Raw genomic sequence first — 14,727 nt, forward strand, 5'->3', positions numbered from 1 at the left:
CATTCGCGGGGTTTTTTATATTGTTACTGTAGTAATTACTACTGCAATACAAAGTTGATAGGCACAGTATAAGATACTTTTACTGCTTTACCTCTTTGTTTACCTGGTTTCCACGCTGGCATGGCGTTTACCACACGAATCGCTTCTTTGTCCAGGTTAGGGTCAACACCACGGGCAATTTTCACATCTGTTACTTTACCTTTTGTGTTAACAACGAAAGAAACATAAACACGTCCTTGGATTCCGTTTTCCTGTGCAATTACAGGATACTTCACCGACTGAGCAATGTACTTACGTAATGCCTCTTCACCTCCCGGGAATTCAGGCATGTCTTCTACAATAAAGAAGACTGGTGCATCATCCGACTCTTCTTCTTCCATGGCTAAGTCAGAGAAATCAATCTCAGTGTCTTCATCCATTTCAGTGTCTTCGATGTCTAACTCTTCGTCCAACTCCACATCATCCTCTACAATGTTTAATACATCGGCAACCTTTGGTGGCGGTGGCGGTGGTGGTGGTTTTACTTCTTCTTGCCTTGTAATAGGCATGATTTCCTCCTCGGCTTCAAGCTCTTCTACCATCTCAAACTGAGATGCATCCACATCAGTGGTGGTCCATTCAAAAGCAATTAAAACAATTGCAAGTGTGACCGCCAACCCAATCTGCATGAAGACGCTTTTCTTGTTTTCAAGATCTGCCTTCGGCGACTTTTTTACTTCCATAATAGATCAAAGTTTTGGTGCCTAAAGATAGCTATTATTACCAGTTATTCTCAATTTCTTGAAGACCCTTAAGGGCCTCACCCAAATTTTGAGTGCATAAAAATAGAATTTTAAAATCAAATTCCATTCAAATTTCGATAGTTTTTATAGCATGTGTCAAGTCTATGAGCTTAAAAAGATACTTTCTGATTAATATCAGTTATCTGATTTTGCTTTTTTTATTGCGACATTTAAAAAAACATCTATATTTGCAGCGCTATTGACAAAGGTTAGTAGTTCAATACTAAAAATGATGGGGGATTAGCTCAGTTGGCTAGAGCGTTTGACTGGCAGTCAAAAGGTCAGCGGTTCGATTCCGCTATTCTCCACATTGAAAATAAAGGCGTTCGGGGGCTTCCACCCTGGGCGTTTTTTTTGTTTATAGGGGGAATGATGAGCTTTAAGTAAACGGGTTAATTAAAGCTCAAAATGAACAAATGGTTTTTATCTTAAAAAAATAGTAGGCTCTTCGCCTTCAACATTCCTTCGAACCGACAGTTCTTTAATAATCGTTTCTTTCTCTTCATTTGTATATTTCGACCAATTACCTGCTTCGTTAACCGTTCTTCTGCATCCAAAACAAATGCCATTGCTGTCGTATTGGCAAACGCTAATACATGGAGATTGTACTTCTTTCATCGTTTTTTTTCTTTAGTAACCACTTTATGGCGTTTATGTTTATTTTAAAAGTTAATAATTCATGACTCGAAATTGTAAAATTTATTTGAGAGTTGCATGTAGTTAATAAGAAGTTAGTTATCAATTCATGCAAAATTTGCTCAAATTACGTTGGTGCTATGCATTTTACTTCGTCAGGTATTTTCTTGACTGAATGCTTTAGCATAACTTTGTAATATGGCTGATAATTCAGGTAAAATACTAAAGAGCATACAACCCGGAAAAATTACCTTCCCTATCATTATTGGATTAGGGGTCACGGGGTATTTTTTGTATCAAGAGTTTGACCCTACTGTGGTCGATTATTTCTCATTTACACTGCAGTCATTATTTTGGTTCTTTGTTTCCTTTGCGATGATGGCCATACGAGACTTAGGCTATATCATTCGTATACGTCTTCTTACTAGTAATCAGTTGACATGGCGTAAAGCGTTTAATATTGTAATGTTGTGGGAATTTACCTCCGCTATTACCCCGTCGGCCATTGGAGGAACCAGTGTAGCTATATTTTTTATTAATAAGGAAGGGGTTCGTTTAGGCCGCAGTACTGCTGTGGTAATGGTCACCTCCTTTTTGGATGAGTTATACTTTATATTAACCTTCCCTTTAATACTTCTTTTTATAGGGCGAACGGATATTTTTGCCTTTGGAGATGCCTCTTTAGAGGGATTGCCATGGTATCAAAATCAGTTTTTTATGTTTGCTTTTGTTGGCTACTTACTTAAGTTGGCCTATACAATAGTAATTAGTTATGGTCTTTTCTTTAATCCTAGGGGGCTTAAATGGTTGTTGTTGTGGATTTTTAAATTGCCAATAATTAAACGTTGGCGTCCACAGGCAAATGAATCTGGTTCAGATTTGATTGCTACCTCAGAAGAGTTCAAGAAATGGTCCTTGCTCAATTGGATTAAGGCATTTTCTGCTACCGCTCTAAGTTGGACTGCCCGATATTGGGTAGTAAATACATTAATACTCGCTTTCTTTGGTGTGCAGCTATTGGGTTGGGGGGAACATATACTAATTTTTGGAAAGCAATTGGTAATGTGGATTATGATGTTGGTAAGCCCAACCCCCGGTGGTAGTGGCTTTGCAGAGTGGGTTTTTAGAGAGTTTTTAGCGAACATGGTTCCCGTTGGCACTGGAATGGCTATGGCGTTTATGTGGCGCATGGTTAGTTACTACCCATATTTGGTTATTGGGGCATTTATTGTGCCCAAATGGATACGAAAACACTTCATTAGTACATAATGTGATTTGATAAACGGTTGCTATTTAGTGACAAATGGCTGTCTCTGCATGGTGCTATTATGTAACTTGCCTGTGTTAAATGAGATAATATGCCCCTAATCAGATATATAGTCTTAGTATTTATAGGTTTACTTCTATTCAGTGGAGGATGTCGTGAGCAACGTATTGCTAAGGCTAAACGCGTTAATAGTGCTCCTAAGGAATTAATAATTTACTGTGAGAACACCATGTTGAACATGGTGATTGATCTCAAATATAAGTTTGAACAGGAGTATGATTGTAATGTGGTTATACAAAATGATTGTTCCAAGAATTTGATGGGAATCATCAATTATTCGTCCAAAGGAGATGTTTACATTCCATCTTCATCAGCCAGTTTTAAGAATTTCCATAAACTAACAGGTTGCGAGTTGAATGATTCACTATTTCTGGGTTATAATCATTTAGTTTACATGGTTAAGAAAGGTAACCCCAAAGGCTTTTCAGGTAATGCCTCTTCTTTAAAGAAAAAGGAGAAGTTTACAGTTTTAATTGCCAACCCCGAAACAAGTTCTCTTGGTTATGAAACGAAAGCTTTCCTGCAGAAACAGCGGTCGTATGATGAAGTTCTAGAAAATGTTGTTTCCTTAACATCCGATTCAAAAGGTTTGGTAAAAGGTTTGAAAGGTGATATGGCTGATGTTGCCGTAAATTGGCAAAGCAATATTAATATTAATGGCAATGTAAAACATATCGAAATAATTACCCCGCAATCTCCTTATAACAACGCCATTCCTATGTATGCCGCCGTTATGTCGTGTAGTCATGAGCCTACTTTAGCACGTGCGTTTTTAAACTTAGCATCAAAACAACTGAGTGAATCAACTCTTAGTCGTTATGGTTTTTCGAAAAGACCAACCATTATCTTTTAAATTAGTGCTAAAAAGTATATTTTTAGGAAAATTCATTTTCTGTGAGCAAGAAATCAAAAAGTACCAAGTTATCTTATTTTAAAGAGCCGATTATAAATAAGCTTTATTTATTGTTGGCCATTTTTTTATTGACAATCGGTACCATATTGAGCATCGAAAATTTCTTCGATCAATCCTATACATCTAAGTATAGAACGTCCATTGAGAATCAAGAGAAGTTATTGAAGTTAGAAAACTTGCTTAATCAGAGTTTGTTAAAGCTTAATCTTGCGTTTAGTTCCTATTCATCGATTAGTTTAAAGAAAGCACTTGAGAATAACGATGCAGAAATAGAACGCTTAACACAGAAAAGTAAGGCCATTCTTACGGTAATAGATCAAGGTGGTATTATCGAAGATGTAAGGCCAGTAAAAGATTATTCAAAAGATTCTATTACTATCCGAATATTGTATGCTGAGGATACTTACACAGGATCCATCTCTGAAGTGAGCCAGCTAGTGCCAATTATTGATGATCTGTACAATCAATCAACGCGCATATCTGACCATGTTCTAAAAAACATTACCGTACACAATGGCGAAAATGAACACCTAAAAAGCAGTGTTGAGCAACTGATTAAAGGAGCAGAACCTGAATTTGGCCGTATGCTCGAGATTGAAAATACGATAGCTTATGAAATAAACAAACGATTGGTTAGCCTGAACAATAAGAGTATTAATGTTCTGAGTCGTTATAATAAGCTAAAATATACATCGCTCGTATTTTTTACACTTTTCGTTATATTCTTATCGTATTTTCTATTTGCACAGATACGAAGTGTTATTCTTTATCGTAAAAAGGCCGAGGATAATAACAAAAAATTGATCCAGGCTGTTGAGCAAAGTCCTATTTCCATTATGATTACTGATACACAGGGAAATGTGGAGTATGTTAATAAAGGATTTAAATCCTTGGAGGGTTTCGCTAAAAGTGAACTGGAGAATGGAGGTGCTAACTTTTTTAAGTTGCAGAACAAAAAGAATGAATTAGCAGATGTATTATGGCAGACCATCCAAGAGGGGAGAGTGTGGCAAGGTGAGATTTCAAGTAAAAAAGATGATGGTAGCATTTATTGGGAAAAGGTACTGATATCGCCAGTGTTAAGTAAGGATAAAACGATTTCGAATTATGTTGCCATCAAAGAGGATACTACCGAGAAGAAGTTACTAACTGAATCATTAAAAGAATCCAATAAAGCATTGTCAACCATCACTGATAATTTGCCTGTGGGTGTGATGATTGTCGATAAAGAGAAGCAGATTATTCAGATTAATAAAACGGCATCTAAAATAATGGGTTTTGTTAATGGCGAAGAAGCTTTAAAACATTTAACGCGCAGGACATACGATGATTTATTCTTTACGAATAAGAAGGAAGAATATAGAGATGAGCAAACTGGTGTAAATGTAGCCTCATTGGAGGAGCGTTTAGAAATTAAAGAGAATAATATTTCCCGTGAGATATTGAAGAACATCATTCCTATCTCCCTGGATCAGAAAGAGGTATTTCTTGAGGCCTTTATGGATATCAGTGCTCAGAAAGAAATTCAAAAGAAAGAGGCAGAATCCAACAAGGCAAAATCGGAATTTTTAGCCAATATGAGTCATGAGATTCGTACACCGATGAATGGTATTATTGGTGCTACCGAGTTGTTGGCAAAAACACGCATGAGTAAAGAGCAAAAGAATGTGGTGTCAATCATTGGCCGTTCTTGTGATAACCTACTCAATATTATTAACGATATTCTCGACTTCTCGAAGATTGAAGCCGGTAAGATGAAGATTGAATCGTACGCCTTTAACTTACGATCAACAGTTGATTACTTGATGGATCAAATGTCTTTTCGATCGCTTGAAAAGGGCATAGAGATACTAAATGATGTTGAGGAAACCATTCCGCCAGTGTTAATTGGCGATGAAAGCCGTTTAATACAGGTTTTGGTTAATTTGATGGGTAATGCAGTTAAGTTTACCTCTGAGGGCGAAGTGGTGCTTAAAGTAGAAATTGAACAACAAAAAGGCACAAGTCTTAATCTGCATTTTTCAGTTGAAGATTCGGGCATTGGTATTCCTAAAAACAAATTAGAGAAGATTTTTGAATCATTTACACAGGCCGATGGATCAACCACGCGCAAGTTTGGTGGTACTGGGCTTGGTACCAGTATATCAAAGATGTTGGTTGAATTAATGGGTGGTAAAATTTGGGTTGAAAGTCCTAATCCGAACTTTATGTGGTCTAAGGAAAACCCTGGTTCGGTTTTTCATTTTACATTGCCTTTTGTGATCGATAAAAATCATAAAACGCTGGAGCTTGATACGTCTCAGTTCGAGCATGTCAACACATTAATTGTTGATAATCATAAAACCAACCTATTACTTCTAAAGAAGACATTAAATAACTGGCATATTAAGTCCGAAACCGTTAATGATGAGAAGTCAGCACTAAATATGTTGGAAGAGCGATCGGAATTTAATTTAATGATTATCGATAGCCATGTTTTTAGTAAGGCGGATGATAACTTCTTATTAACTGTAAAAAAGAAGCAGAAGAAGATTAAAACCATCCTGTTCTCATCAGAAAACAGGTGGAAGTCTCCAGACGAGTTTAAAGGTGTTGATATTGTACTACAAAAGCCGGTAAAGCATACCGATTTATTTACAGCTATTGAAAAGTTACTTGTTGCAGGTAAAAACGAGGTGAGTAGTGCCGAAGCGCAGGTCGCTGATTTTAAGCAGCGTATAAAGGACAAGCAAATATTGTTGGTTGAGGATAATATCATTAATCAAAAGATAGCAGAGAAGATGCTGTCTCGACTGGGCTTACAAACAAATATCGCCAACAATGGGCAAGAGGCCGTTGATGTATTAACAGGTCCGGATAAGGATAAAATCGATCTCGTTTTTATGGATGTTCAAATGCCTGTTTTAAACGGTTTAGATGCCACCCGAAAGCTTCGAGAAGAAAAGGTTGAGTTACCGATTATTGCCATGACTGCCAATGCGCTAAAAGGCGATCGTGAAGTATGTATCGATGCGGGAATGAATGATTACATTGGCAAGCCTGTCAAAATGGATGATTTGGAGACCATAATCGACAAGTGGTTATAAATCTTGGTATTTCCCATCGATAACTAATCCGTTTAATCGCATGTTTTTGGCAGATGATATGGCGCCACCTTTTGTATGAACGATGGGTTCGCCACGTACATTAAATGAAGTATTGATAAGTGCTTTAACACCATATTTGCAATCCAAAAGGTCTAAAAGAGCGTAGATGTATGGATTATCATCTTTAGTAATGCTTTGAATACGCGCAGTACCATCAACATGTACTACACCCTCAATCTCCAACTTTTTATCTTCGGCAATGTCAAAATCTAATAACATGTATTTGGCTAAATGATGTATCTGATCTTGATTGGTATAATAACGAGCATTCTTTTCTAACATGATAGGAGCAACGGGTCTGTACCACTCTCGTTTTTTGTGAGTGATGCTTACTTTATCGGCTAATTGCTTAGAGTTGGCAAGAGCTAAAATGGATCTGTTACCCAAAGCTCTTGGACCTATTTCGCCAGCATTATTGCAAACGGCAACTACCTTATTTTGTAGTAATGCCTTGGCACACTCTTCTATGTCATGTTCGTTAAAAGAACAGGATGAGTCGTTAATCTGCCAGTTGTTAAGGTAGGGCGAATGTGTTTGAACTGTGCCATGCTTTTGCCATTCGAAATAGGCAGCTGCACCCAATGAAAGGCCACTGTCTTCGGTACAAGGAGGAATAAAAACATCTTTAAACAGTCCTGAGTCTACAATTTGTGTATTAGCCACAATGTTAAGAGCCGAACCACCTGAGTAATATAAATGCTGGAGACTGTTTGCAACAGCCAGTGATTGGAGCTTTTTCATCACTTCGCGTTGGAAAATGCCCTGCATGGTGGCCACAATATCTTGTAAAAAAGGATCCTTAACCGACAGGTGTTGAAGCTCTATGTTGAAATCAGTTTTTGCTGCCTGAAAAAAGCGATTCTTGCCGCCCCATATATCTGAAAAATAATTGTTTTTAAGCAGCCAGTCTTCAATGTCTTTCGAATAGCTTCCAAAGGCTGCTAAACCCATCATTTTACCAGGAACACTGTTTTGCTCTTTAAACTTGGCACCTATTATTCCAAAAACTAAAGCGTTGGCATTAAAAAGGCCAGATAGGTACTTCAAATCCCAATGGTGTTCAATGGCATTAACTTGGCCTTTGTTATGACTGAATGCTGAGAAATTGCTTAGGCTGCCTCCGCCATCGAAATGTACTAAGAGACTATTGTTTTTATAGGCTCCAAAAAATGGTAAGTTCGACCCTATGTGTGCCAATTCATGATTGAGCGCAAAGGCTTCTTTTTCACGGTCGAGCCACCAGCAGCGACCTAACTCTGGTTTTGTAGCTAGTGTTTGGTGGAGGGGTGCTTCAAAACGAAAACGACCACACGATGAAATAAAGCTTCGGCCAACAACATTATCAACAAACACCAGATCGTAATCTGTATTTTTTAAAAGCCCCTCTTGTTTTAGTAGATCGTAAATCTGCTCATGTAAGGTATTATCATGCTTTTTTCTGCTCAAGCGCTCAAGCGATAAGTGTTTTATAACCTTACCTTTATCCATCAAGGTTAGAGCATGGTCATGTACATAAAATGGTGTAGCGCTGTTGATACGATCTTGAATGCCGTAAATAGCTAATGTAGGCTTTGAAGCGTTCATTGTAAGTTAAATAAGAAACTGAGCTGCAATAGTAAATGCAATAATGAAGAGTAGGAAAATTTCTCTTAGCACAGGACGTTGTAGTAAGGATAAAAAGCGACCTACGACTATGGCTGTTCCGATGGCCCATATGGGCATTACTTCGAGCGAATAGTATGGAGTGATGGCTGCAACCACCGAGAAGACGATGAGCCAAATAAAAATACGATAATGCTTTCTGGTAATAATTTTTATGGCAGGAAGAATTCGAACAACTGACAGAATTGAAATAAACACTAAAAATATGACGATGCCATTGTATATTTGAGAGTATAAGGTGTGCTCAAAAAATGCAATGGGCGATATGAAATTTTCGTACACTGTTGACAGAAACGACTCAGAAAGATCGAACCAGAAATAATAGGCAAAGGAAAATAAATAAGGCAGCGCTATGCCAATTAAGGATGCTAAAAAGGAACGCGTAGTCATTAAACGGAGGATAAACATGATCATCCAAATAATGATGATGAAGTAAATGCCTTTTGCATAAAATAAGGATCCTAATGAAAGCCAAAACGAAGCTTCAAAGCACCAAATCATCGGTTTACGATCGCCTGAAGCTGTAAATAGTCGTTCTATGGCCAGCATAAATAATGGTGTAAATAACCAAACAGGATGAAGCTTCTGCGCCATTAGGTAGCCACTAACTAGTAGCATATATAGTAGGCCAGGTACGTTAGTTTGCCCATTAAACAAATTATACCTGTTAACTATTCGATTGACACTAAACATCATTATTAGAGCAATTAATAAACTAATGGCTGATGCTAGTAGATGGTTGCTTTTAAGAACACCAATAATTAGCCCCCACAGAGGCATGGCATTATGATCATATGGGAAACTCGGAGATTGGTCAAACAACAGTGTGTTAGCCCAGAAGCCTATTAATAAAATAGGCATCAGGGCCAAAGCCACAATATCGTTTCTATTGAATGTTCTAAACAGCATTAATTAAAGATCAAATCCAATATCAGAACGGAAATATTTTCCTTCGTAATTAATCGCTTGTGCATTGTTAAATGATTGCTTTAAAGCCTCGTCTTTATTAGAGCCATAGGCTGTTAATGCAATAACACGGCCTCCGGCAGTAATAACTTTTCCTTCTTTGCGAGTTGTGCCCGCATGAAATACCAAGCCTTCTTTAATATTTTCAATGCCAGTAATTTCTTTCCCTTTTTCGTAAGCTTCGGGGTAGCCTCCTGAAACACACATAACCGTAGTTGCACTGCGCTCATCTATTTCAATGGTTTTTTTACGTAATTCGCCAGCTGCTACCGCTTCAAATAAATCCACTAAATCTGATTTCAATCGTGGAATAACAACTTCTGTTTCAGGATCGCCCATGCGAACATTGTACTCAATCACTTGAGGTTCCCCTTCAACGCTCATCAGGCCAATGAATACAAATCCTTTATACGGGATGTTATCTTTTGCAAGACCTTCAATTGTTGGCTTAACAATGCGTTCATGTACTTTTTTCATAAATACATCATCGGCAAATGGAACAGGAGATATTGCTCCCATACCACCCGTATTAAGGCCAGTATCACCTTCACCAATTCGCTTGTAATCTTTTGCTTCAGGCAAAACTACGTAACCATGTCCATCGGTAAGAACAAATACCGACAGTTCAATTCCGCTAAGGAACTCTTCGATAACCACTGTGCTTGAGGCGCTACCAAATTTACCACTAAGCATTTGTTTTAATTCTGATTCAGCTTCTGCCAAATCGTCCAGAATTAATACGCCTTTACCAGCAGCTAAACCATCGGCCTTAAGTACATAAGGTGCTTTTAATGTCTTTAAAAATGCTATGCCTTCTTCAAGATTGGAATCAGTAACAGATAAGTAGCCAGCTGTTGGGATGTTATGACGCATCATAAAAGCTTTAGCAAACTCTTTACTGCCTTCCAGTTTGGCTCCTTCTTTACCAGGGCCAATAACAGGAACATGAGCAATTTGAGGATCGTTCAAAATAAAATCTTTTACACCTCTAACCAATGGCTCTTCGGGGCCTACAACCACCATGTTGATGCTGTTGCTTAAAATGAATGCTTTAACAGCCTCAAAGTCGTTAGGATTTATATCCACGTTTTCGCCAACTTCCGCTGTTCCTGCATTTCCAGGAGCAATAAACAGTTTTGTTAATTTGCTGCTTTGTTTCATTTTCCATGCTAATGCATGTTCGCGTCCTCCAGAACCAAGTAGTAAAATGTTCATGTTTCTTTAATTAGTATTTGCCTAATCATTATTAAAATGCCTAAGCTGATGTTTGTATTTTGAAAACTACATTTCTAATTTCTTAAATGTATAACCCTCCTTTAGTAAATGATCCAGTGAGGCTGGTAAAGCATAGTGCATTCTTTCCCAAGCTTTTTTTGAATCGTGAAAAAGCAGAATTGACCCATTGCGCGTGTATTGTAACACATTGTTAAGAACATCGTGTTTTGATAAGCGATTGTCGTAATCCATTGACAAAACATCCCACATAACAATGCTCTTTTGTGTTTGCTTAAGTTCTTTCATGTACCAGGGGTATAGCTGTCCGTGAGGAGGCCGAAATAAACCACCTGGAATAAAAGGTTTTGCTTTTTCAATATTACTAAAGTATGCCTTGCGCGAACATTTCCACGCGGGCAAATGGTTATAGGCATGGTTTCCCACGCTATGACCTTTTGATAGCAACTCTTTCATGAGGTGTGCATTGTTATCAGCATTTTCACCCACGCAAAAGAAAGTTGCTTTCAGTTGGTATTCGTCCAGTAGGTTCATTACCCAGCTTGTTTCTTTCTCAACTGGGCCATCATCAAAAGTGAGGTATAATGTTTTTTCGTCACTTTTGCCACGCCATAAAGTGTGTGGAAACATGGCCCTGAGGGCTTTCGGTGGCTGAACCTTCCAATTCATTTTTACTCACCAAAGAAACCCATGCGAGATAGGTTTTTTTGATAGTCTTTTTCCAAGAACTCCATTAGGTCCTCGCGATTATGTTTTTGTGCCATTTTAACAATTTCCATATAAACAGCCATTGCTGTTTCAGGATCACGGCCTGCAGTTGCTCGTTTATAATCAGGTAATGAATTAAAGTAATCCATTTCCTTGATGCGATCGTTGGCCAAAGATTTTAAAATTTCCTCTCCTTTAGCATATTCGCCAACACGGAAATACCCTTCGGCCAAAAAGATGCTGAAGTAGTTGTGAGGCACTCGCTCTCCGTTTAATACTTCCGAGCTTTTGTCTAACACATTTTTAGCCTTCTCTTTTTTCCCTTCATCAATTAATGATGAAGCTAAACGAGATAAGTTGTTACGTATGTTGGTAGCCATGCGTAAGTGGTTTTCATCCAAGTATACATTCGGATTGTCAAAACCTCCCCACTTGAAATCTTCCATTACGTTTTTATACATACGCTCTGAATCCACTCGGCCATACTGACCATCGTGGTTAACCGTTTTAATAGGAACTATTTGATAAGCAAATCCTTCTAATTGGAAATAATCCTGTAAGCTTACGTAGTTATCCGTACCAACTGTTACAGCGAAATAAATTGGTCGCTCCCAGTCGTTATTCGAAATAAGATCCAGAATCATCAACTCATTCTTGAGTATCATATCTTTCTGCAGATTAATATCTACACTGCTGGAGAGTAAGTGCGCCACGTCTTCAGATACAATACCCCTTTGTAACACTTTCAAGCTGTCGGCAGGGAGTTTAAATTGTTTCGATGGTAAATACTCCAGGTAGCCAGCATATTCAGGTACTTGCTTGGTTTTTGGGTTGTCGCTTGCAACAAAATTAACGGCTTCTTTTAAGTCAACAGCCCCTTTAATCCTATCCAAAAGATAAACAACATCGCGACTACCAGTTACATACTGATCATGCTCTAAAGAGAATGGCATTGGATCAGATTTGTAAGCTTTACGTTTCATTTGATCGATGTACCAATCGGTTTGTAAATAGCTAAGGTTACAAACACGCACATCGGTACGGATGCCCTCAACCTCTTGTGCATACCACAATGGGAAAGTATCGTTATCTCCATTAGTAAATAAAATGGCGTTGTCGGCACAACTATTGAGGTAATTGTGTGCTAAATCGCGAGCCACATAGCGGTCTGAACGGTTATGGTCATCCCAGTTTTCATTGGCCATGATACCCGGTACTAGAACCAATGATAAACCTGTGGCAATACTTGCCGCAACTGACCCTGGTACAAAACGCTTGATGCCATCAACAATGGCAAGCACACCCAATCCAATCCAAATGGTAAATGCGTAAAACGATCCAGCGTATGCATAATCCCGTTCTCGGGGTTGTAGAGGAGTTTGATTGAGGTATAGGACAATGGCTAAGCCTGTTAAAAAGAATAGCAACATCACAATCCAGAAACCTTGCTTTCCGTTTTTACCTGCGTTGTATTGATACAATAAGCCAACTAAGCCAAGTAATAGCGGCAACATATAGTACTTATTGCGAGCAGGATTGTTGGCGTAAACGTCGGGCATTAATTCATCATTACCCAAGCGACTTTCATCTAAAAACTTGATGCCACTAATCCAGTTGCCTTTGTGTACTTCTCCATGCCCCTGAATGTCGTTCTGGCGTCCAGAAAAATTCCACATAAAATAACGGAAGTACATATGATTTACCTGGTAGTTGATAAAGAACTTAAAGTTCTCCCACATGGTAGGTACCTCTATGATACTTGGTCTTCCAGATTCATCTTCAATGCTTACTCTTTTGCCTTTTAGGTTAGTCCATTGTTTGTATTGACTAATGTGACGACCCTCTCGGCTATACATACGAGGAAATAATGTGGTTGTGCGGTCGTCGAAAACATATTCGGGACGGTGGTCAACTGTTTTGTATTCACCATCTTTTTTAATGCGCACAGGTGCCCCCTCTTTATTACGCATGGCAGATCTGTCAAGAGGCGAGTTGTAATTCTGACCTAAAAACAAGGGACGGTCACCATATTGTTCGCGATTAAGGTAAGACATCAACGAAAAAACATCTTCTGGGGAGTTTTGGTCCATTGGCGGATTAGCAAATGAGCGAATCACGATCATCGCAAAAGATGAATAACCAATCATAATTACCGTAACAGCAAGGATGATGGTATTAGCGATTGCCATTTTCTTTTTGTAGGTGATGTAAATACCAGCTACAAGTGCTACCAGTAAAACGATGATGTAAAAAATGGCTCCAGAATTATAAGGTAAGCCAAATCCGTTAACAAACGCTAGCTCAAACCAACTGGCAAGCTTAACAACGCCAGGGATGATTCCGTATAAAATACCACCTAGTATAACAGCCGAAATACCCAATGCTTTAAGTGTATTGTTGCGGTTTACTTCATATAGTTTAAAGTAGTACACCATAACAATGGCTGGAATTGCCAGTAAGTTAAGTAAGTGAACGCCTATGGATAATCCCATTAAGTAGGCAATTAGTATTAACCAGCGGTTAGAATAGGGTTGTCCTGCAACATTTTCCCATTTTAAGATGGCCCAGAAAACAACGGCTGTAAACAGTGATGACATGGCATAAACCTCTCCTTCAACTGCTGAAAACCAGAACGTATCTGAGAAAGTATAAGCTAATGCTCCAACTAAGCCAGCGCCCATTACCGCCCATGTGCGCCATATTGGAGGCTCTTCTTCGCTAATGAATATTTTTTTGGCAAGATGTGTAATGGTCCAAAACAGGAACATGATGGTTAGTGCACTTGCCAATGCAGACATCATGTTAATCATAAAAGCAACCGAAGCTGTATCAGGAGCAAATAATGAGAAAAATCGACCCATTATCATAAAGAAAGGAGCTCCCGGAGGATGACCAACTAATAACTTATAGGCAGTGGAGATAAATTCACCACAATCCCAAAAAGAGGCTGTTGGTTCAACTGTTAAAGTATAAACGGTGGCAGAAATGAAAAATGTTAACCAACCGAGTATAAGATTTAAACGCGTATATTGCTTCATAGTTATTTAATTTCAATATGATAGAGCCATTTTGAAGTGGCTTTGTCTGATATTTTTTTTGACAAGTTCCAAAAATACAATTTTTTGTTTGTTTGTCCTTTACAATGCTTACAAGAATAGAGATATAAATTGGTATTCAGTCTGCTTTTATTTCGTTTTGGCATTATATGGATACAAAAAAAGAGGGTGTCCAAAATTACGGCATCCTCTTTTTTTATGTTTTAAAATTGAATCGCGTTTGTTAATATGCTATACCGCTGAGAGGCTGTAGTTGAGCTGGTATTTTGTTTTAAAGCTAGATATGGAGGCTATTATT

General features: G+C 38.3%; 10 protein-coding genes and 1 tRNA gene. 4 read left to right on the forward strand and 7 right to left on the reverse strand.

Going from position 1 to position 14,727, the window contains the following annotated elements:
- Positions 1 to 38: 38 nt before the first annotated feature.
- The gene (locus FNN09_RS14625; RefSeq protein ID WP_143303113.1) at positions 39 to 722 is read right to left on the reverse strand and encodes an energy transducer TonB; all 684 of its coding nucleotides are present in this window, start codon (positions 720 to 722) and stop codon (positions 39 to 41) included.
- A 294-nt stretch (positions 723 to 1,016) separates the two neighbouring features.
- Between FNN09_RS14625 and FNN09_RS14630 the strand changes: the two genes are divergently transcribed.
- Positions 1,017 to 1,090, forward strand: a tRNA-Ala gene (locus FNN09_RS14630).
- A 115-nt stretch (positions 1,091 to 1,205) separates the two neighbouring features.
- Here the strand turns inward: FNN09_RS14630 and FNN09_RS14635 are convergent.
- The gene (locus FNN09_RS14635) at positions 1,206 to 1,400 is read right to left on the reverse strand and encodes a DUF1289 domain-containing protein (protein WP_143303114.1); all 195 of its coding nucleotides are present in this window, start codon (positions 1,398 to 1,400) and stop codon (positions 1,206 to 1,208) included.
- Positions 1,401 to 1,616: 216 nt separating this feature from the next.
- Between FNN09_RS14635 and FNN09_RS14640 the strand changes: the two genes are divergently transcribed.
- From FNN09_RS14640 to FNN09_RS14650, 3 genes are all read left to right on the forward strand, one after another.
- Positions 1,617 to 2,687 carry a lysylphosphatidylglycerol synthase transmembrane domain-containing protein gene (locus FNN09_RS14640; protein WP_143303115.1) on the forward strand — a complete coding sequence of 357 codons (1,071 nt, stop codon included), beginning with the start codon at positions 1,617 to 1,619 and terminating at the stop codon, positions 2,685 to 2,687.
- A gap of 89 nt (positions 2,688 to 2,776) precedes the next feature.
- Positions 2,777 to 3,598, forward strand: coding sequence for a substrate-binding domain-containing protein (locus FNN09_RS14645; protein WP_143303116.1), 822 nt, complete (start codon positions 2,777 to 2,779; stop codon positions 3,596 to 3,598).
- A gap of 41 nt (positions 3,599 to 3,639) precedes the next feature.
- Entirely contained in the window at positions 3,640 to 6,744 is a 3,105-nt protein-coding gene (locus FNN09_RS14650) for a PAS domain-containing hybrid sensor histidine kinase/response regulator (protein ID WP_143303117.1), read from the forward strand.
- On the opposite strand, the gene FNN09_RS14655 is transcribed toward FNN09_RS14650, so the two are convergent.
- From FNN09_RS14655 to FNN09_RS14675, 5 genes are all read right to left on the reverse strand, one after another.
- A complete protein-coding gene (locus tag FNN09_RS14655; RefSeq protein WP_143303118.1) occupies positions 6,739 to 8,388 on the reverse strand; it encodes a carbamoyltransferase C-terminal domain-containing protein in 1,650 nt (549 codons plus the stop codon). The two genes, FNN09_RS14650 and FNN09_RS14655, sit on opposite strands and share 6 nt — an antisense overlap.
- A gap of 6 nt (positions 8,389 to 8,394) precedes the next feature.
- The gene (locus FNN09_RS14660; protein ID WP_143303119.1) at positions 8,395 to 9,375 is read right to left on the reverse strand and encodes a hypothetical protein; all 981 of its coding nucleotides are present in this window, start codon (positions 9,373 to 9,375) and stop codon (positions 8,395 to 8,397) included.
- Between the two features lie 3 nt (positions 9,376 to 9,378).
- Complete coding sequence (gene purD, locus FNN09_RS14665; protein ID WP_143303120.1) at positions 9,379 to 10,647, reverse strand: phosphoribosylamine--glycine ligase; 1,269 nt, start codon at positions 10,645 to 10,647, stop codon at positions 9,379 to 9,381.
- A gap of 66 nt (positions 10,648 to 10,713) precedes the next feature.
- Positions 10,714 to 11,334 carry a polysaccharide deacetylase family protein gene (locus FNN09_RS14670; RefSeq protein ID WP_143303121.1) on the reverse strand — a complete coding sequence of 207 codons (621 nt, stop codon included), beginning with the start codon at positions 11,332 to 11,334 and terminating at the stop codon, positions 10,714 to 10,716.
- Between the two features lie 2 nt (positions 11,335 to 11,336).
- Positions 11,337 to 14,411, reverse strand: coding sequence for a DUF2723 domain-containing protein (locus FNN09_RS14675; RefSeq protein ID WP_143303122.1), 3,075 nt, complete (start codon positions 14,409 to 14,411; stop codon positions 11,337 to 11,339).
- Between the last annotated feature and the right edge of the window lie 316 nt (positions 14,412 to 14,727).

It is taken from the genome of Carboxylicivirga sp. M1479 (genome assembly GCF_007097485.1).
In the GTDB taxonomy this organism is placed as follows: Bacteria; Bacteroidota; Bacteroidia; order Bacteroidales; family Marinilabiliaceae; genus Carboxylicivirga.

Bases quoted from the DNA above. Each gene is read 5' to 3' on its own strand.
- FNN09_RS14625 (WP_143303113.1), bottom strand. From the start codon at position 722: ATGGAAGTAAAAAAGTCGCCGAAGGCAGATCTTGAAAACAAGAAAAGC.
- FNN09_RS14635 (WP_143303114.1), bottom strand. From the start codon at position 1,400: ATGAAAGAAGTACAATCTCCATGTATTAGCGTTTGCCAATACGACAGC.
- FNN09_RS14640 (WP_143303115.1), top strand. From the start codon at position 1,617: ATGGCTGATAATTCAGGTAAAATACTAAAGAGCATACAACCCGGAAAA.
- FNN09_RS14645 (WP_143303116.1), top strand. From the start codon at position 2,777: ATGCCCCTAATCAGATATATAGTCTTAGTATTTATAGGTTTACTTCTA.
- FNN09_RS14655 (WP_143303118.1), bottom strand. From the start codon at position 8,388: ATGAACGCTTCAAAGCCTACATTAGCTATTTACGGCATTCAAGATCGT.
- FNN09_RS14660 (WP_143303119.1), bottom strand. From the start codon at position 9,375: ATGCTGTTTAGAACATTCAATAGAAACGATATTGTGGCTTTGGCCCTG.
- purD (WP_143303120.1), bottom strand. From the start codon at position 10,647: ATGAACATTTTACTACTTGGTTCTGGAGGACGCGAACATGCATTAGCA.
- FNN09_RS14670 (WP_143303121.1), bottom strand. From the start codon at position 11,334: ATGAATTGGAAGGTTCAGCCACCGAAAGCCCTCAGGGCCATGTTTCCA.
- FNN09_RS14675 (WP_143303122.1), bottom strand. From the start codon at position 14,411: ATGAAGCAATATACGCGTTTAAATCTTATACTCGGTTGGTTAACATTT.